The sequence below is a fragment of the Leucobacter coleopterorum genome, from assembly GCF_011382985.1.
Taxonomy (GTDB): domain Bacteria; phylum Actinomycetota; class Actinomycetes; order Actinomycetales; family Microbacteriaceae; genus Leucobacter; species Leucobacter coleopterorum.
Window position 1 is genome coordinate 3109050 of record NZ_CP049933.1, and the last position, 18763, is coordinate 3127812.

Sequence of the window (18763 nt, forward strand, 5' to 3'; positions counted from 1 at the left end):
GGCCCGCTAGCTGCACCTTGCGCGCAAACTCGGCGTTCTCGGAGAGGAAGCCGTAGCCCGGGTGAATCGCGTCTGCGCCGGTCTCGGTAGCGGCGGTCAGGATCGCCTCGTGGTTCAGGTAGCTCAGCCCCGCCGGGCGGGTCCGATGACCACGGACTCATCCGCGTACTTCGCGGCATTCGAATCGCGGTCAGCCTCGCTCACTACCGCTACGGTAGCGATACCCATTTCACGGGCGGAGCGGATGATCCTGACGGCAATTTCGCCGCGGTTAGCGATCAGCAGTTTCTTCAATGTGGTGTCCTTTAGATTCGGGCAGCGCGGTTCGGGTGATGCGAGCTAGTTGATCGTCGCGATGACGTCGCCCGGGCCAACCATGCCGAAGTCTTCAACGGCGAACGAGTCGAGCACACCGGCGGCTTCACTGCGCACCTCGGTGAACTGCTTCATGATCTCGATGACCCCGATGGTTTGGCCTGCCTCGACCGCGTCACCCTGCTCGACAAAGGGTGCCTTGTCGGGTGCCGGGCGGCGGTAGAAGATTCCCGGAACTGGGGCGATGATCTGTGTGCTCATAGGTTGTTCTTTCCTTGGGTGTTGGTGCGGTTTGTCTTTGTTCGTTTGCTTGCTTAGGGTCAGGCAGCGACCGCCGCGCGCACGGCAGTCGCGACCTCTGTCGCGTTGGCCGTGTCGGAGTGCACGCAGATGCTGCCGAAGTTCACCGCGAGTTCCGTGCCGTCGACGGAGAGGATCGTGCCAGTATCGAGGGCGCGGCGGGTGCGCTCGGCCGCGGCTGCGGGATCGGTCGCGTGTGGTTGACGCAAAATGATGAGCCCGCCCGCATCGTTGTAGTCGAGGTCGACGTAGAGCTCGCCAACAAACTCGATCCCTCGCGCTCAGCTACGCGCTGATGCGCGGTCCCGGCGAGACCGTAAACCGGCACGCCGTAGTCGCGCGCAACCTTCACGGCGCCGAGCATCAGGTCTTCGTCTCGGGCGAGCATGCCGTAGAGCGAGCCGTGCGGTTTGATGTGGTTGAGGGGCAGGTCGTACTTCTTGAGGAAGCCGCTGAGCGCACCCACCTGGTAGCGGATGAGGCTTTCGACCTCGCCCGGGGTGAGTTTCATCTCCCGGCGACCGAACCCAACGAGGTCGGGCAAGCCGGGGTGAGCACCGACGCGCACGCCGTGCTGCTTGGCGAGGGCGACGGTGACGTCCATCGCTTCGGGATCACCGGAGTGGAAGCCACAGGCCACGTTCGCCACGTCGATCACCGGCATGAGGGCGGGATCGTTGCCAAAAGTGTGCAACCCGAGGGCCTCACCCATGTCTGAGTTCACTGAAATATCATCACGACGCTGTGCAGTCATAGGGTCAAAGTTACGCGGAGTTGCCCGGCAAGGTTATTATGCAGATGCAAGAATTTTGAATTTGAGTTTGTGCAGATGCCTGAGGAGCAACGATGCGGGTGGCGGACCTACTAACGGAGCACTCGCTGCAGTTGCGCCTGGAAACTCCCTCGGGGCCCAAGCGACTCAGTCAAGAAATCGTGCGCTGCGCCCCGACGGAGCACCTCGATCCAACCCCCTTTCTCGACGCGAACGTGTTGCTGCTGACCTCGGGGATCGGCATGAACTTTACCGAGCAAAGCATCTGGGACGGCTACGTCGAACGGCTCACGCGCGTGCCCGTCGCAGCGCTCGCTTTCGCCGTTGGCACCGCGCACGCAACGCTACCCAAGGGCCTTGTTACGGCGTGCACCTCTCACGACTTGCCCCTGCTGGAGGTGCCCACAACGGTGCCGCTGCTCAAGATAGACCAGCACGTTGAAAACATGCTGCGGGCAGAACACATCGCGAGGCTCGATCTCGGCTGGTCACTGGCTGACGAGTGTGCCCGGCTCGCCAGCCAGGGTGCCGAAGTATCGACGCTGCTCGCCGCCGTCTACGGTGTGGTGAAGTCACCAATTGCGGTGTACGACGCGTTTGGATCGCTGATCGCACAGTACCCGGAAGCGGTGACCTGGCGCACCGGATCCGCACACTCGACCCAGCCCGACGTGCTCACCGTGCCGCTGCCCATGGGGCTGAGCAACCCGTGCCAGCTCGCCGTGCGCCTGTACGGCCCCTCAAGCGAATACGAGGCGCTGCTTGCTCCCGTTACGTCGATCCTCGCCCTGCAACTCAACCGCTCGGTGGCCGTTGACGCGAGCAGTCACCAAGACATGCTGCGCTTCGTGAACCGCTGCGTGGCATGGTCGGAATCTACGCGCAGTGACGTGGCCAACGCGTTCCACGAGCTCGGGCTGAGCCGGCGCGCAGAGACCACACTTCTCGTTGCCGATATGAGCGGCGACCATGCGGCGGCGGCCTGGAAGCTGCGTGTCGCCCTGCACGACACCTTTCACGATGTGCGGGTAGCCGAGCTCGACGATCAACTCATCGCTCTGGCGCAGTTCCCCCGAGATGGTTTCGATGAGACGGTCGACAGAATCCTCGCGATCCGCCCCGAATTACCGCTTGTGCTGCGCGGACCCACCCACACGATTGATGAACTGCGGATCGCACTGGTACACGCACTGGATCTGATCCACCATGTCACCCGTCCCGTGCTTGCACCTGTGCTCGGCTTGAGTGCGGTTGTTGCGGCGGCCGCCGGTCGCGGTGCGCGCGAATCCGCCGAACGGTTTCTTGCACCGTTGGTCGAGCATGATGAGCAACGCACGACCGAGCTACTGCCGACCCTGCGCACCTGGCTGAGAAACGACGCCCAGCCGTCGCGTACCTGCGACGAGCTATTCATTCACCGCAACTCGCTGAGCTACCGACTGCGCCGCATTCAAGAGCTGCTCGGCATTTCGCTAGACACCCTCGACGGCCGGGCGACCTGCCTGATGGCGCTGCGGTTGGTGGAGTTGGAGCCGTACTAGGGAGGTTATGCAGCCGGTTCGCGCCCAAACGCCGCCCGGTACTGTGACGGAGAGACCTTGCGCAGCTCACGAAAGCGCTGCCGAAACGTCACGACAGACCCGTAACCGACAGCGGTTGCGGCTTCGGAAACCGACGCACCCTGTTCTAAGAGTGCCGAAGCACGATCGATGCGCCACTCGGTAAACCAGCGATGCGGACTCGTACCTGTCTCGTCATTGAAGTGCCGCACGAAGGTGCGCTCGGCGAGATGAGCGCGGGCAGCGAGATCTGCGACGCTCCAGTTGTGATCGGGGTGCTCTTCGACTGCAGCCTGCACGATTCCGAGGGCGGTGCCGATCCCGGCCGCCGCACGCACGGGAGCCCGCAAGAACTGGGCCTGTCCGCCCGCTCGATTCGGGGCCGCGACCATTGAACGGGCAATGTTTGTAGCCGCGCCTGCTCCAAGCAACTCGCGAATCAAATGAATGCTCAGGTCAATACCCGCGGCGACACCGGCTGAAGTCCAGACTCGATCCTGCCCGATGAATAACTCGTCACTTGCGACGGTCACGTTTGGAAAATGAGCGGCAAGTCGGGGCGCGAGCGCCCAGTGCGTCGTGGCGCGCTTTCCGTCGAGCAGACCCGCTACCGCGAGCACAAAGGCACCCGAGCAGAGTGAGGCGACGGTTGCCCCTGCGCTGTGGGCCTGCTCTAGCGCCTCGAGGTAGTTTCGGCTCGGAAGACTATCGAGGCTGCTGAGCCCGGGTACGAGAACCACGTCTGCCTTCTCCAACCACAACAGGTCCTCGTCAGCCACCATGGTTGCGTTGTTTCCGAGTTTGACGACATCCGGCTTAGCCGCACAGTGGCGAACCCGGATCGCGAGCGGCGGTGACGAGAGTCGCTCCGCCTGCCAGGTCTCGGTCATCACGGCAACGTCAAAGACTCGCGCGTTGGGCAAAAGCAGCAGGGCAACATTGAGCACGGTTACAGTGTATGGCGGATTTCCATCGCAATATTGCATATCTGCCACTCACGCGCACCTGCGCTTCGCGAGCAAACTAATGCCATGGACATTTCATCAAACGCAGCACTCATCGTTATCGACGTACAGCAGGGATTCGACGACTCCGCCTTTTGGGGCGCACGCAACAACCCCGAGGCTGAGCAAAACATCGCCCGATTGGTCACCGCGTGGCAAGCCGCGGGTCGCCCGATCGTGATGGTTCGCCACAACTCCGCACACCCCGATTCTCCGCTCAATGCCGAAAAGAAGGGAAACAGTCTCAAGCCGTTTCTGACCAGCGTCGAGCCCGCACTGGCGATCACCAAGTCAGTGAATTCCTCGTTCTACGGGACCCCTGATCTGGCAGCCTGGCTTACCGAAGCCGGCATCTCACAGCTCGTGCTCTGCGGCATTCAGACCAACATGTGCGTCGAAACAACCGCGCGCATGGCTGGCAACCTCGGGTACGACACCATCGTGGCAATTGACGCGTGCCACACCTTCGACCTGACAGGGCCCGATGGCACTGTGCTCAGCGCCGACGACCTCACCCGAGCAACGGCAACCAGCCTGCACGGCGGCCGTTTCGCAAGGGTCGTGCACACCGACGAGCTCGTGTAGCGGGCGCCCGCCGCACGTTTGCCGCCCAATCGCTTCATCGAGTGTTGCCATATTGCTAGTTGTGGCACGTCCAACTAGCAATATGGCAACACTCGATTGGGGGCAGCAGGTGGCACAGGCTCGGGAGACCGGGCGGGGCCAGGATTGGGTTGGGTTGGGTTGGGTTGGGTTGGGTTGGGTTGGGTTGGGTTGGGTTGGGTTGGGTTGGGTTGGGTTGGGTTGGGTTGGGTTGGGTTGGGTTGGGTTGGGCTGGTTTGGGTTGGGTTGGGCTGCCGAGCCCGATCCGCGGCCTCGTTAGACCCCCACCACCTTAATGAGCCCGGTGCGGCCCACAGGGTTCGTCTTCCAGAGGATGCCGTAGACCAGTGCAGCAGAAACCGCTGTGAGGATCGGGCCCCAGGTCGCGCCCACACCAGCGAGGTCGGGGTTGATCGATCCGAGCTGCAGCATCACGATGCCGATGGCGGTGGCCACGATCCAGGCGGTCAGTCCATTACCATTGAAGGCTTTGTAGTGTTGATCACCGATTGCGGCGTGCTCCTCGTTGCGCCACTTGTCGAGCAAAATGTGGGTCAGCGCGATGGCGACCCAGGCCGTCACCAGCACACCCTGCCAGGCAAGGGCGATCAGCAGGTACTGCACAACCGGAAGGAGCATAAAGAGGTAGATAATCGCAGAGGACAGCAGCACCCAGGCGACGTTGGGCATGTTGATGCGGAACACTTTCTCCCCAAAGGCCCGCAGGTTCGCCGCGCCCAGGTAGTAGTTCGCGGTGTTGATGCGAGTCTGGGTTGCGATCACAACGATCAGGCCGAAGACACCCATCAGGCTGACCAGACCACCCGCAAGGCCGGTCTCGGAGGCGTCGATTCCCGGAATAGTGAAGGTCAAGAAGATGCCGACAAACGCAGCGAAGCCGTACGCAAGCACGTAGAACAGAGGCCCGAATGTGACGCGCTGATGATACCTAATGTCGGAGCGCTTACCAAGGGAGGCGAAGTCCATCGTGAACATCATCATGATCCACACGCCCATGTAGCCCGCGAACGTTGCCAGCCACCCGGGGCCACCCATCGCAAGGGGCAGTGGCAGATCCGGTGCCTGCGTCAACCAGGTGTCGTTGAAACCGTACTGCACCCCCGCCCAGATGACCGCCGCGACCAGTCCGAAGAAGTAGATCGGCATGAGGATGCCGTTGATCTTGTCGAGGAAGCGACGCACTCCACCAAGGATCAGCGGGGTCGAGTAGATGACCACGATGAGGCTCCACATCCACATTTCACCGCCGAAGGCCGTCATGAATGCGTAGGCCACGATGGACCCCTCGAACACGGCGTAATAGATGGCAATGAGCGCGAAGATGATCATAGCGATCGCTGATCCGGCGTTGCCAAGGATCGTGCGCGAGAACTGCGCCACGGTGGTGCGGTTGTTGATGGCGTAGCGCGACAGCGCCGTGTTGATGAGGCCGTACACGATGATGGTCAGCACGATGCCGATGATCGCGTTGAGCGTGCCGTAAGCGACCGCCATCGCGGCACCGATGTACACGAAAAAGAACGCGCTCGCGGTGCCATACCACGCCATCGTGAGCTTGCCACGGCTCATCTGGTCTTCGTCATTGCCCTCGCGAGCGAGAGCGTCGGTCGCCTCGACGTCCGTGTTGCTGCCCGTTAAATTGAGACTCACTGTTCGTACCTCCGTTGGTATCCAGCTGCTTTGCTGTCAAAAAGGCGCCCCGATGAGCGCCCCTGCGAGCTCGACTTCCACACCGAACTTCGCCTCGTCATCTCATTTTGGTGACCGTCGGGGCGCAGCTGCACTGTGCGCCCGCCGGAATGAGCGACGTTATTTCTGTCACTTGCACAATTGGGGAAGGTCGGGTGGGATGCTTCGCGGTCGCACACGACTTTTCCAGGGCCCCTGCTGACTCCAACATCAAGGGCCCAGAAACTCGGCTGTTAGTAGTTACTGTCCTTTCGCACCGTGACGCTCAAGCGCTTCGTTTCGCCACCGCATGACAGCACAACCTCAAAAACCCCTGCTCAGGTCACCTCAGAGGTGCGTAATTCCGGCATGGTCGAAGTTTCCAAGACCACTTCAGCACTGCGAGATGACAAACCCTCAGCAGAAAAGGAGACGTACGCATCACAGTCATCCACCCTCGCACCGAGATGCCAGAGTTCGTTGCTGCCACCAAGCGGCTCACGCTCCAGCTCGCACCCTCCAACACACAGCAGGATTGAAGTTGAGGTCGATCCCTGCCCCGCACCCTCACCACGCACAACCGTCGCACGCTGCCCAGCCGCACTCGGCTGCGCTACAAACAAGCCGTCGGTTCCACCATGTCCACCTCCCGGAGGCGTCCTATTCCCCCGCAAGCTTGACAAGACAGCGCAGCAAAACGTGAGGAAGACGCGCAAACCACTCTCAGCGACGCACCTCAAAGGATTTCTGTTTCGCGTCAGGCCCGTTAGTCACCGTGACACTGTAGGTGCCCGACTGGGTCACCTCGACCGCACGCAAGTCTTGTGTTGCAGCGGTATCTAAGACCGTCACAGCTTTGCGTTGTTCATTCTCAGTGGGCGAAAACGAAATGCGAACATCACACCCCTCGCTCTCGGTGCTCAGCCGCCAGACCTCGCTCTTCGCATCAAGAACCTCACGGGTCAGCGCGCAACTTCCCACCCGCACAAGGGTGCTCGTTTCGCCCTCCGGCACTTGCCCAAGCTCAATAGCCGTTGAACCTGAACTCATGGAACCGATAATCATGACACCAGCCGCCACCGCCCCAACCACAACAACCGGAGCCGCGACAATGGCTACCTTTACAGGCCCGCTCAGGGCTGAAAGAAACGCACTCGCGGCGGCCGGAGGTGCGTTTTTCAACGACGCTACAGCGAGCGAACCAAGACCAGCGACAAACACCAAGGAGAGCAGCATACGGTCCGAGGCCCTTAACCGAGACGTCACAGCGGTACACCGCTCACACGTTGCCACGTGCGTGCGAAACGACTCGTCGAAGTCGAGCGCGCGGTTTTTGCCCCGCCGCTTCGCGAACCTGCGAAGAAGCGGGGCGTACTCCCGGCACACGGGATCCTGAGCCTCGGCAACAGAAAAATTGACAAACTGCTCGCGCAACTGCCCCACCGCAGACTGGTACTCGCGGGTAATCGTGGCAGCGCTCAACCCGAGCATCGAGGCAATCTCACGAGAAGGCAAGTTTTCCACGGCACGAAACCACATGACCCGCTGGGATCGATCGCTCAGGGTGTTGAATGCATCGGTGAGCCACTCCGAGGTTTTGACCTGATCAGCAAAGTGCTCGTTCTCATAGAGTTTTGCAACTTCGAAAGGATCCCGTGCAAACTCTTGCGTATCGAAGGCAACGCCGGTAATCGCAACGTTTCGAATAGTCGACACGAGATAGTGCCCCATCGATACGGTGGGACCCTTTCCGCGCTGAATGGTGGCCAAGATACGGGTAAACGCCTCAAGCACAAGGTCTTCAGCTTGGTCAGCCGAAACGGTGTATTTGCGGGCGTACCGCATAGCTAGCTGATGATGCTTATTAAAGAGTTGCCCGAACGCTTTAGCGTCACCCTCGCGGTGTCGCCGAAGAAGCTCCTGGTCTTCCAGAAACCCCTCGGTGTATTCGTCTTCGCGATTCCCCATTAGCTTCCCCCAAAGCAGAGAGGCCGTGTGGTCAGCACGTTACAGTGCTGACCACACGGTCTATTTCATAACATGTTACGTCGCGTGCCTGGGCATTTATTCCAGGTCCCCAGCAACGCGTTTCCGCCGACGCAACCACACGGCTCCGAGCAGCAGCAGTCCCACAAGCAACAGAGCAATCGCCGCGGGCAAAATCACACCGGGAGCTTCACCACCGGTTCGCGACAGACCATCATCAGATGACTGCGGCTTCTCTACACCGGGTGTGTCCTTTTTAGCTAGCACCTCGAACTCGGCGCTTGCTCTCTGCTGCGCGGCTGCGTTCAACAGGACCACACTGTGTGATCCGGTCTTCGCCTGCGCCGGAACCGCGGTCACCAGTTGGGCAGTACCCTCGGCACTCGCCACAACGGTGCCAAGCAACATGGGCTTCGAGTGCAGTTCAAGCGTGTACTTCTGCCCGGGCACGAGACCCTGCACATCAATCTTGAGTTCCGAAGCACCTGCGTAGCCCTTTGCCATGTTGGTGGTGAGTGTTGGTCCTGTGACGTGTAGTGTGACGGGCACCTCGACGGTCTGGCCGAGTTCGTCTTTCAGGGTGACGGTGAAGGTTTCGTCGCCGCGCCAGTTGCTGCCGTCGGTTGTGAAGACGAGGGTGTCGCCGTCAAGCTTCACCTTGCCCACAAACCCCTTCGCAGTCTTCACCTGATCGATCTCGAGTCCACTCACGTCGACGGCGTGCAGCACGTCTGCGGTCGGGATCACGATCGTGCCGTCAACGGGCACACTGTACTCAGGTGTGTCCTTTTTGAGCGTGCCCTTCTTCACCACGGTAAACGTGTAGGCAATCTCACCGGTCTGACCCAGGTCATCCGTCACCGTCACCATCAGCGTCTCCTGGCCGCTGTAGTCCTTTGCCGGAGTATAGATCACTCCACCAATGCCATCGAGCTTCACGGCGCCACCCGCGGAGGGCTCACCCAGTGAACCCTCCGTGAGAGCTTTGAGCTCACCAGAGGTCGTGCTGCGCCCCTTGGGATCAAGCACGATGCCTTTGTTTTGTGCGATTTTCATGTGCACGCTGTCGCTCGTCGGGGGTGCTTGGACCACGAGGGTCGCCTTCACACTCTTCGACGCGTTCCCCGCCCTGTCATGCGCAACGAACTCAACCTCGTACTCACCCGCGAGCGTGTAGTTCACACCCTCGGTCACCACCCAGTTAGCTGGGTCGATGCCGGACCCATCCTTCGTGTCCTTCGCCGTCACCTCAAACAGCGTGAGCCACTCCTGCGTCGTATACGGCGTCTCCGGTGATTGTTGTTTATGCTTCGCTCGGTCTTTGCCGACCGTCACCGATGGAGCCTTCGTGTCCGTGACGACGTACTTGCCGGTATACGTGAACGTGTTGTCGTACGAATCCGTCACAGTAAACACCACGTCATACCCCGCGGCAGACGGTGTTGTGAAGTCCACAGCCGAACTATCGACCTGCAACGACTTCTTCGTGGTGCCGGGGCTGTTTCGGCCGTCACATCAAACGCAGCGATCCAGTCGGCTTGCGACGATGGTTTGTCATCTCCCATCTCGTACGTCACCACCGGGTTGCCAAGCGTGATGCTCGGCGCCCCCGCAAACGCGACCGTGTAATTCACGTTCTTCGTCTCCGTGTTCCCCGCATGATCTCGGGCGGTGAACGTCACCACATACCTGCCCGCAGTCGCGTAATCCACGCTGCTCGCATCAACGTTGAAGGACGCGATTCCGGAACCGGAATCTGTAGCCGCTGCGCCATATGCTGCGATCCAGCCCGCATCCGTGGTGATCTTTGTGTCACCGTCGGTATACGTGAGCTCTGTTTCAGTAGCACTGATGACCGGCTTCGTCGTGTCACGCACCACGAGAGTACCCGTTGCGGTCGCCGTGTACCCGAGACTGTCAGTCACCGCGAACACCACGTCATAGCTCCCCGCGACCGCGGAGTCGACCGCGCTGTGATCCACGATCACACTCGTCACGGTCGCACCACCACTAGTCCCGGTCGTCGCCCCACCAAAGAGCGTCTTCCAGGCCGCATCATCGGCGGGAGGCGTGGTCCCTAACTCGAAGAACGCCGTGTTACTGCCAAGCGTGATCGTCGGATCAGCGACAAAACCCACCACATACGACACGTCATACTTGGTGGTTTCGTTGCCTGCCAGATCAAACGCTGTGAAACCCACCGTGTACGTCCCCGCCGTGGTGGTGTCTACGTCAGACGCGTCCACGGTGATACCACCCGTAGCAGGCACCCCCACACCACTATCCGTCGCGGTTACCCCGTACAGGTCGATCCACCCCTGCGTCGTCGTCGGAGCAGCAGGGCTCCCCTTGATGTAAGTCACCGACGTGTGGGTGCTCGTAATGACGGGTGCGGTCCGATCGACCGTAAACGCTGCTGTTTTGGGTGTTGATACGTTCCCGGCAACATCCGTCGCAGTCACACTCACGGTGTACCCACCATCACTGAGACCCGCAGGGATCGTCACCGACGAACTCCCCCGGTGTTCACCGTCGCTCCCGCAACCGGAGTCGCACTGCTATCAAGCACCTGCCACGAGTACTTCGCGACCCGCGTCTCCGTGTCATTGCCTGACAAGGTCACGGCCTGCGGGTTCACACTCACAGACGCCACCACCACGCCACCCGTGAACGAGGGAGCAGCCACCTGAGGTGACCCCGTGTCCGTGTAATACGCGTGCACCGTCAACGGCACCCCGGCTGCACCCCATCAAGCTTGTACACACCTTGCTCGCTCGGGGTGGTACCGCCACTAAACACCGCAGGGTTATTCAACCCAGAAGCGACAAGCTTCCCACCAGACGGGGTCTCAAACGTCAACGTGTAGTTCCCAGGCGTCAGCCCCTCAAGACTTGGGAACGAGAACGCACCCGACTCATCCGTCGTCGTCGACGCTTTCTCCGTGGCACCCTGCATCAGCTTCACCGTGTACCCCTTGACGTAGGGCGCGACCACAGACCCAGCACCCGCAGTCTGGGGCGTATTCGTGACATCAGTGAACTGGATGTCACCCGACACCGTCGTCTTCGCGATCAACGGGAGGCGGAGATCCTTGATCCACTTCTTCACCCCACCTCGTCACCAATCTTGAAAGTTGATGACCCGACGTACTGAGCAGTGTTCTCACTGCCATTCACTGCAGCGTCGGTGATCTTCACGTACTTCAAGAACCCATCCGCATCAAGCGCCGCCGCCGGGAACGTGACGTCGTCGTTCTCAGAGATCGGTTTCACCCGGTACTCAAGGTTCGGATCGATCCCGACAAACGCAAACGCACCATCCACACCCCCATCGGTATTGGGTGAGATTGGGGATCCCACCTTCACCGGGGCACCTGACACCGTCTTGTACAGCTGCAACGACACCCCAGCACCATTCAGCCCGACCTCACCCGCGTCTTGAACACCGTTCCCGTTTACATCCAGGAACGACAAGCCCGACAATTGCGTATCCCCGCAGGAGCAGACGACTTCACCGGCACCGCGGGAGCTTCAGACGCGATCCGCGCCCCAGCACTGGTTTGGAAGCGGTACGCGACCGTATTCTTCGCCGTCGACCCATCACGCGGCGCAGACGACGGCACCGTCGCATCAAACGACAGAGTGATCTTATCCCCCGGCGCGAACTCCACACCACTAGCGAGCTTCACCCGCAACGCTTTAGCACCCGTCGCAGCCCCCGTGAACGGCAACCAACCATCACCAGCTACATCATTCCCGGCACCATCAAACCGGGCAGGCGACGAAGACATGGAATACTCCACCTGAGCACCAGACGACGGCACCCCATTCACCAGCACCTTCACATTGCCCGACAAATTCACATCAAACGCCGACCCACGAGCAATCCCAGCATTCAACGTATACGTGTCCCCTGAGCAGGCAACACATCAATGAACTCAAAGTCCTTGTAGATCACCGACCCAGTGTTCGATACGTCAACCGTGTACGACACCGAACCACCCGGACGAGCCGTCGCCGTCCCAGCGCCCTGCACAATCCCAGCTGCGTCTTCGGAACCCTTGATCGTGGTCACCGAACCCACTGACGTACCCTGCGACACCGTAAACGAACGCTCACCCAACAACGCGTTATCCGTTGTGACCCCTATGCCTGTAAGTGCAGCCCGGATCTCGTCACCCAACCCGCGAATGAACCAAACGACGTATCATCAGCAAGCGACTTCTTCGTGTACCGGGCGTTCTGGTTTCGGACCGCATCAACGGTGAAGTCATCAGTGAGCGACCCCATGCCAACCAACACACTTTGTTTGCCCGCAAGCATAGTTTTTGGGTTCAGGTTCCATAACGTGGCAAGCTGCTGCATACGTGAGGCGGCCGCGCCCTCCCGCAACTCACCCTCAGTCACCTGAGAGTAGAACAGCGTCGATCCGTTTGAAAGCGGGACAGCACCCGAACCGCTCACGACTTTCGGGTAAGACACCGGAGTACCTAGGTTGCAACCGTTGTGCTGTTGCATCAGCGTAAACGGTGAGCAGACATCGAGGCTTGTGACCGTTCTTGCCATTCCTTTCGGAGCCACCATAAAGATGTAAGGCTTGTGAAAAATAGCCGATCCGGTCGAAGCTACAAAGAATCGGCTGTCAAACGAACTCCCGTTGCCATACATCTGGTCAAAACTCTGAAAATTGTTTGCTCTGGGAGTATCTGATGCCGCGATGCTCGGCGTGCCACCCGGATCGGCAGTCACCGTGACGGTCTTGTCGAACTGGGCGGCATGATCTAACGAAGTCGCTCCACCCACCGGGTCGTCAAAGGTCACCGATTGAGTCACCATCGGCAGCCTTGTTCCTAGGGCAAGCGAATCATCAGCTTTCGATGATAGAACGACATTTGAGTAGGTGGCGTTGAGTGAGGTCGAGAAGTCACTAAATACGTACCTTATGCCCGTAATAACGGATGGATCAGCCAATGTGATCGTTGTGCCATTTCTCGGTAAGGCTTGCCAGTTAGCTGAACCATCAACGGTGGAATCGCTAGTGTATTCTGCTTTCTTGATTCCCGCGCTCCCGCCCGAGCCCGATGAGACGGCCCCCGACAAACCACCCGGCATGACCCCTTCGGGTACCGCAAGAGTAACGGTGAGATTTTTCACCAGCCCCGAGGGAAGCTCCATATTGAACCGTTGACCCCAGTCAAATGCTGCACCGGGTGCCACCTGGTTTGGGCCGTACGTCGCGCTGTAGGTCAGCGCCGCCGGTTCAGGCTCGGGAACTTCTACGTTCAAACTACTTGAGATAATTACTCGTCTGCCCCCACCATTGGGGTCGTTATCAACAATGTTCAGGGGCACAGAGTACGTGCCCGGTGCTGTCCCAGCGGGAACCTTAATACTAAAAACGAGCGGCGCAGTGAGCGTTGCTCCTCCTCCAACCACCCCATACGAGTAGATACGGGCTACGCTGTCGTCCTGCACGGTAGTCATCGTGGAAAAAAGACCCGAAGCCTCCATACGGGGCCCGGCAGTTGCCCACCCTGCGCTCAATTCCTCGCTCCAAAGTGTCTCTACTTGAAGATCCTGGAATGCCGTCCTTTTGCTTCCGACTTGACGAAGCGATACAGAACTCACCGTTGAGCCTCCCGGAGCTAGCCTTACTTTCGGTACTGAGCTCAACTCCCAGTCTCCCGGCTGGGCAAGCGAAAACCCGTCTGCAATTTCGCTTCCCGTAACCGCAATCGGCATGCTCGTTGCCGTCTGAGAGAGAGGGGTTCCATCAGGAGTGAAACCGGTGGTAACGGCCGTAACCTGGAAGGTGTCCGTCTTGGTCGCGGAAGCCGAAGGTGTCGTCGAGATGGAGACGCCGAAAGTGGTTCCGGCTAACAGCTCACCCCATGTGACGGTGAGCGTGTTGGACTGCGGATCCCACACCTTCGTAGCTCCTACCGCATTAGCCGGTAGGGCATCCACGCTCACCATTCTCAGCGACTTATCGAGGGTGATCTTTGTAATAGCTCCCGGTTTTACTGGAACCCCAGACTCCGGTGAAACCCGCGTCTCGAAAGAAATCTGATCGGCGTATCCGGAGACCTCCGTCACTCCGCCACTCCCTACGTCAAGCTTGAAGTCATTCGCCCCGGCGTGAGCGGGGCTGGTGTGCAGACCTACCTGCAGACCACTGACGACCAGAAGTGCCACCAGTGCGCCCGCAACCACAGACCACCGTGAACGACGCCCGCGCCCTGCTTCGCCGGTCCTCCGGGCCGCACCTAAACCGCGACTCGCGCCCCCACGAGCGTCACTCCGAAACATATTCCCCACTATTTTCACTCCCCATGGCTCAACGGCACATCAAAACGTTATTCACTCCAGCGGGCACCATTGCGGCAGCGACTATCACTGGTCCAGGGCCCACTTTGAAGAAGCGTGCTCGGAAGCACGCTTGCCCGCATGACGCGTTCACCCTGGTAAGACTCAATTCACTTCAGAAAATTTCATGCCGTGCAGAATAGTCTTTCTGCGGCGTTCCTGAACACCCGATCCCCACCGAGTGCGTGCACTTGTTCTTATCTACCAGGAATGAAGAGAATCCTTGCTCTAGCAAGGAAAAACCCCTCTCCCAGAATAACGTAGCCAGGCGCAGCGTTAGCTTCTCATTTGCCCAGAGCAGTCGCACCACACAGCTTCTGCCCAGCAGGTTACGCTTTTGCCCGAACACACACGCCCAACCAAAGTAAGCTGAGAAAACCGCGGGTCGCAGTGCCTCGGGCGCACAAAAGGCAGAGGAGCAGCATGAGTACCGGATCATCAGGCGAGATTCAGCTGGACAATGAAGACTTCCGCGTCACCAAGTGGACGATTGATCCGGGCGGGGTGATACCGATGCACCGCCACGACTACGAGTACGTTGTGGTGCCGATGGTCACCGACACCATGCACGTGACCACCGCTGATGGCGAGCTGATCGTTGCTGATCTTGTGCAGGGTCAGAGCTACACCCGACCCGCTGGCTCAGAGCATCAGGTCGAAAACCGCACCTCGGCCAAACCGATTGTGTTCGTAGAAGTTGAGAAGCTGCGATGAGCAACGTGATTGTTCGCCCCGTTGCCACTGACGACCGCGAGGCGTGGGCGACGCTCTACCGTGGCTACCGCGACTTCTACAACAAGCCACACAACCCTGAGGTGTACGTGACCGTGTGGGAGTGGCTCATGGATCCCACACACCAGACCCGCGCGCTCGTCGCCGAGCTCGACGGTTCGCTCGTTGGCCTTGGGCACTTCAGAAACTTTGCACGCCCCATCGACGGTGCCCACGGCATTTACCTCGACGACCTGTTTACCTCACCCGAGGCGCGTGGATCGGGTGCGGGTAGCGCGATCCTGAACCGGCTTGCCGAGATTGCACGCGACGAGGGTGCCTCGCTCGTGCGCTGGATCACGGCAGACGACAACACCACAGCGCGCAGTGTCTACGACCGCCTCGCCAAGCAGACCGCTTGGGTCACGTACGACCTGGCACCGGCTGAGTAACGACCGCTACCCCCGCAGTCGCTCAGTTCCCTCCGTGGGCTCCGTCTGGCCGTGGGCGTACGCCCGGCCGCTCTCATCAACGGCCACAAACACAATGCGGTCGAGGGTTAGCACTTCTTGGCCCGTGACCGTGTTTTCAACCCGGCAGCTCAGGGTCAGCGACGTGCGACCAAACGCGACGATGCTGTAGTCGAGCTGCAGCAGGTCACCGCTCTCTGCGCGCGCCACAAAGTTCACCTCAGACATGTACCGCGTCACGACACTGCGGGTTCCGAGTTGGGCGACCGCAATAATCGCGGCCTCTTCATCAAGCCACTGCAGCACACGACCACCAAACAGCGCGCTGTGCTGATTCAGGTCCTCGGGCTTGACCCACTTGCGCACGGTCTGGCGGTACTCATCCATAAGCGCAAGCCTATGCCACCAGCAATGGAGCCCCCAGTTTCACCAGGGTCATTTCAAAGTCGAATGAGTCCTCGACGGACGCGGCACAAACGCTCGCGAGAGCTCAATTTTGCATGAAATCACGCACGAAAAACATGCAATACTGCGCTTTCGCTTGCATTCAATTGGGAGAGCCACGGGTTGCGAAGACTTTAAAAGCCCCCAGATTTATGCGCTGCTTGGGCCAGAGAATCGGGCCTCTAGCTCACCTTTCGGCGGCGCCGCGAAAGCCAAATAATCCCGGCCCCGGCCGCACCAAACAGCGTCGCAACCCCCACCGTTGCCGCGAGAGAACCCCCCGTGCCCGTGGTCGCAAGCATCGTTTCAACCGCACTCGGTGACTTACCCTCTGACGGCGCTTCAGCCGCAGCTGATGCAGTCTCGTCGGCCGGTTCGGTCACGGGAGGAGCTGTGATGGGACCCTTCTCTGTCGGACCTGTCTGAGGCGGAACAGTGGGTTTCACATCGGGGTCCGTCGGTGTTGGTGGATCGGTCGGAGCTGGAGGAACCACGGGAGCCGCATCCGATGTGACGAGCGCGTGTAGGGCGGTCGTCACGCTGGCAGCGGTGTAGTTCGAGGTGTAGCCAGTGAGGTTGTAGTCACTCACATGCTCACCTATCGACGAGAGCGAGGCTGAAAATGCAACCTGCACTTCCGCTGATTCTCCTGGCTCAAGTGCGGCCGGCAGATCTCCTGCAATAGTGAAGGCTCCGGAATAGTCCGAGAACCAGCCGTTGTAGGTATTAAAAGTCAGCCGTTCCTCGCCAGTGTTCGTCAAGACGATCGTGCCGGAAGCCTGAGCCGATTCTGAAACCGAACCAAAATCGACGGTGGGGGTTGCGGTCAAACCCACGTTACCCTCGCTGCCGCTGCCAACGATCCTCAAGCCATTTGAGTACACGTCATACCCGTTCATGTTGCCCGTCGCATACGAGTACGACGAAGCGTCAAAAGTATAAACCGGAGCAAACTGCAGATCGATGGTGCAAGTAGCGCCCGCGGCAAGAACATCACCACAGCTCGTGTGTGCAACGCTGAATCCCGCGTAGGTGGCCAGGTAACGCAGCAGCTCGGCAGGGGTGAAGTCATAGCGAGCCACATTTGTGAGGGCAAGCTGCTCTGTGCGGCTTTCGCCCAAACGGACGGCACCAAAATCTGTGGAACCGCTCAACACCACGGTCTCGACATTGCCGTGCAGGTGCACACCAAAGTCTGTACTGACGCCGTTCACCGTTGCCACGAAGCTGGGTCCACCCCAGTACGAAGCTGGTGATGAGGGGGTGAAGACGATCGTCAGCGTGCAAGAATCGCCCGCCTTCATTGTGACGGTGCCAAAGTATCCAGGGCACACCCCAGCTCGCGTAATGTAAAAGGAGTCGCCCGGCGTTGTGTATTCCCCGGAGGCCCGCAACGTGAGATCTTGTGTGGCCGTAAGTGTAATCGTCTGGGTATCTGTCTCACCATAGGGAGTCGACATCTCGAAGTAGTCCTTCTCGAGAGAAATTCCCCGATCGTTACTGAAGAGCGAGTCGCTAGTAACCGGTTGGTCTTCTGCAAATGACGCTGAAGCGGTGCCCAGCAAAAACGCCGCCGCAACCAATAACGCGACCAACACCGCGCTTACGGCACGGCTCAAAAAACGAAAACTCAAGATGCCCCTCTTTGCAAGATGTTCCCTTTGGAACGTTTGGTCTCCCCATTAGACACAAGACAGCAAAAATAACAGGGCAAACTGAGCAGACACCCCACGGTACTCGGGAGAATCATGTGTATACACGCAGGAGGTCTGCAAGGATGTAGTCATGCGACAAGTTGTACGACGCTCCCTCGTTGACGTGGTTGTTGATGAGCTCAAGCGTGAGATCGCCGAGGGCACCTGGTCCATCGGTGATCGGCTTCCCTCCGAGGCAGAACTCACCTCGATTCTTGGGGTCAGCCGTGCTTCGGTGCGCGAGGGGGTGCGCTCGCTCGTGCAGCTCGGCCTACTCGAAACCCGGCAGGGAGACGGCACGTATCTCGTCGCCACAGATCCGACCCAGGTGGCGCTACGCCGCGCACTGCAGACAGCAGATGTTCGTGAGGTCATCGAGGTGCGCCGCGCCCTCGACATTGTCGCCGCGCGCGGTGCCGCAGCAAATCATACCGAGCAGGATCTTGAATCACTCTCCGAGCAACTTCGTTTACGCAAAGAAGCGGTTGCTGCACACGATGCCGAGGCCTTCGCCGACGCAGACGTCGCCTTCCACCTCGGAGTCGCAGCGGCGTCGGGAAACCGACTCCTGTCAGACATCTACGCGAGCTTTGACACCACCCTGCGCGAGTCGATTATTGATGCATCCGTTCTTGCCGAGGGCAAGGATCCCGACCCGAAAAAAGAGCACGAGCGCTTGTATGCCGCCATCGTCTCTGGCGACCCAACAGCAGCGCAGGCAGCAGCACTCGGGGTGCTGGACCAACAGGCTCGACTCGTCGACGCGCGAGGCTAAACGCCTCATATCCACCAGGTTGACCCCGCCCGTAGAACACCAATAACCAGCCGGGCACCTGTTCCGAAGAGATTGA

Annotated in this window: 21 protein-coding genes and 2 pseudogenes; 5 read left to right on the forward strand and 18 right to left on the reverse strand. The window is 59.8% G+C overall.

Translation table 11 applies throughout. The features are described from left to right. Positions 1–28: 28 nt before the first annotated feature. The 4 genes and pseudogenes from G7066_RS17620 to pxpA all read right to left on the reverse strand — a co-directional run. Positions 29–127, reverse strand: a pseudogene (locus G7066_RS17620) (biotin carboxylase N-terminal domain-containing protein); the annotation flags it as partial. Beyond that, positions 124–294, reverse strand: coding sequence for a biotin carboxylase N-terminal domain-containing protein (locus G7066_RS17155; protein ID WP_280116182.1), 171 nt, complete (start codon positions 292–294; stop codon positions 124–126). The pseudogene G7066_RS17620 and the gene G7066_RS17155, both read right to left, overlap by 4 nt. A gap of 45 nt (positions 295–339) precedes the next feature. Continuing rightward, a complete protein-coding gene (locus G7066_RS14675) occupies positions 340–576 on the reverse strand; it encodes an acetyl-CoA carboxylase (RefSeq protein WP_166331752.1) in 237 nt (78 codons plus the stop codon). Between the two features lie 59 nt (positions 577–635). Then, positions 636–1369: pseudogene (gene pxpA / locus G7066_RS18055) on the reverse strand (5-oxoprolinase subunit PxpA). A 92-nt stretch (positions 1370–1461) separates the two neighbouring features. Between pxpA and G7066_RS14685 the strand changes: the two are divergent. Further along, positions 1462–2928 carry a helix-turn-helix domain-containing protein gene (locus G7066_RS14685; protein WP_166331753.1) on the forward strand — a complete coding sequence of 489 codons (1467 nt, stop codon included), beginning with the start codon at positions 1462–1464 and terminating at the stop codon, positions 2926–2928. A 5-nt stretch (positions 2929–2933) separates the two neighbouring features. On the opposite strand, the gene G7066_RS14690 is transcribed toward G7066_RS14685, so the two are convergent. Beyond that, positions 2934–3893, reverse strand: coding sequence for a GlxA family transcriptional regulator (locus G7066_RS14690; protein WP_166331754.1), 960 nt, complete (start codon positions 3891–3893; stop codon positions 2934–2936). 84 nt (positions 3894–3977) lie between these two features. Between G7066_RS14690 and G7066_RS14695 the strand changes: the two genes are divergently transcribed. Continuing rightward, a complete protein-coding gene (locus G7066_RS14695; protein ID WP_166331755.1) occupies positions 3978–4535 on the forward strand; it encodes a cysteine hydrolase family protein in 558 nt (185 codons plus the stop codon). Between the two features lie 294 nt (positions 4536–4829). On the opposite strand, the gene G7066_RS14700 is transcribed toward G7066_RS14695, so the two are convergent. The 11 genes from G7066_RS14700 to G7066_RS14750 all read right to left on the reverse strand — a co-directional run bounded on the left by G7066_RS14700 (position 4830) and on the right by G7066_RS14750 (position 14440). Then, complete coding sequence (locus tag G7066_RS14700; RefSeq protein WP_166331756.1) at positions 4830–6224, reverse strand: purine-cytosine permease family protein; 1395 nt, start codon at positions 6222–6224, stop codon at positions 4830–4832. A 356-nt stretch (positions 6225–6580) separates the two neighbouring features. Continuing rightward, on the reverse strand, positions 6581–6865 hold the full coding sequence (locus G7066_RS14705; RefSeq protein ID WP_166331757.1) for a hypothetical protein: 285 nt from the start codon (positions 6863–6865) through the stop codon (positions 6581–6583). Positions 6866–6965: 100 nt separating this feature from the next. After that, on the reverse strand, positions 6966–8210 hold the full coding sequence (locus G7066_RS14710) for an RNA polymerase sigma factor (RefSeq protein WP_166331758.1): 1245 nt from the start codon (positions 8208–8210) through the stop codon (positions 6966–6968). A gap of 96 nt (positions 8211–8306) precedes the next feature. Then, positions 8307–9683, reverse strand: a complete 1377-nt coding sequence (locus tag G7066_RS14715) for an Ig-like domain-containing protein (RefSeq protein ID WP_166331759.1) — start codon at positions 9681–9683, stop codon at positions 8307–8309. After that, entirely contained in the window at positions 9632–10735 is a 1104-nt protein-coding gene (locus G7066_RS14720) for an Ig-like domain-containing protein (RefSeq protein ID WP_166331760.1), read from the reverse strand. Before G7066_RS14720 ends, G7066_RS14715 begins: the two co-directional genes overlap by 52 nt. Next, positions 10732–10962 carry a hypothetical protein gene (locus G7066_RS14725; RefSeq protein ID WP_166331761.1) on the reverse strand — a complete coding sequence of 77 codons (231 nt, stop codon included), beginning with the start codon at positions 10960–10962 and terminating at the stop codon, positions 10732–10734. The genes G7066_RS14720 and G7066_RS14725 overlap by 4 nt, the downstream gene beginning before the upstream one ends. After that, entirely contained in the window at positions 10953–11336 is a 384-nt protein-coding gene (locus G7066_RS14730; protein WP_166331762.1) for an SdrD B-like domain-containing protein, read from the reverse strand. The genes G7066_RS14725 and G7066_RS14730 overlap by 10 nt, the downstream gene beginning before the upstream one ends. Then, positions 11333–11701 carry a hypothetical protein gene (locus G7066_RS14735; protein WP_166331763.1) on the reverse strand — a complete coding sequence of 123 codons (369 nt, stop codon included), beginning with the start codon at positions 11699–11701 and terminating at the stop codon, positions 11333–11335. The genes G7066_RS14730 and G7066_RS14735 overlap by 4 nt, the downstream gene beginning before the upstream one ends. Continuing rightward, entirely contained in the window at positions 11683–12018 is a 336-nt protein-coding gene (locus tag G7066_RS14740; protein WP_166331764.1) for a hypothetical protein, read from the reverse strand. The genes G7066_RS14735 and G7066_RS14740 overlap by 19 nt, the downstream gene beginning before the upstream one ends. A gap of 104 nt (positions 12019–12122) precedes the next feature. After that, complete coding sequence (locus G7066_RS14745; RefSeq protein ID WP_205881466.1) at positions 12123–12353, reverse strand: hypothetical protein; 231 nt, start codon at positions 12351–12353, stop codon at positions 12123–12125. Positions 12354–12373: 20 nt separating this feature from the next. Next, positions 12374–14440: a hypothetical protein gene (locus G7066_RS14750; RefSeq protein WP_166331766.1), complete on the reverse strand. Its 2067-nt coding sequence runs from the start codon at positions 14438–14440 to the stop codon at positions 12374–12376. Positions 14441–15016: 576 nt separating this feature from the next. On the opposite strand from G7066_RS14750, the gene G7066_RS14755 reads away from it, so the two are divergent. Both G7066_RS14755 and G7066_RS14760 read left to right on the forward strand, forming a co-directional pair. After that, the gene (locus G7066_RS14755; protein WP_166331767.1) at positions 15017–15307 is read left to right on the forward strand and encodes a cupin domain-containing protein; all 291 of its coding nucleotides are present in this window, start codon (positions 15017–15019) and stop codon (positions 15305–15307) included. Beyond that, positions 15304–15756 carry a GNAT family N-acetyltransferase gene (locus G7066_RS14760; RefSeq protein ID WP_166331768.1) on the forward strand — a complete coding sequence of 151 codons (453 nt, stop codon included), beginning with the start codon at positions 15304–15306 and terminating at the stop codon, positions 15754–15756. Before G7066_RS14755 ends, G7066_RS14760 begins: the two co-directional genes overlap by 4 nt. Positions 15757–15762: 6 nt before the next feature. On the opposite strand, the gene G7066_RS14765 is transcribed toward G7066_RS14760, so the two are convergent. Then, positions 15763–16161: an acyl-CoA thioesterase gene (locus tag G7066_RS14765; RefSeq protein WP_166331769.1), complete on the reverse strand. Its 399-nt coding sequence runs from the start codon at positions 16159–16161 to the stop codon at positions 15763–15765. A gap of 239 nt (positions 16162–16400) precedes the next feature. After that, positions 16401–17852, reverse strand: coding sequence for a choice-of-anchor D domain-containing protein (locus tag G7066_RS14770; RefSeq protein ID WP_166331770.1), 1452 nt, complete (start codon positions 17850–17852; stop codon positions 16401–16403). A gap of 151 nt (positions 17853–18003) precedes the next feature. Here G7066_RS14770 and G7066_RS14775 point away from each other — a divergent pair, with 151 nt between their 5' ends. Then, on the forward strand, positions 18004–18687 hold the full coding sequence (locus G7066_RS14775; protein WP_166331771.1) for a FadR/GntR family transcriptional regulator: 684 nt from the start codon (positions 18004–18006) through the stop codon (positions 18685–18687). The last annotated feature ends 76 nt before the right edge of the window (positions 18688–18763 follow it).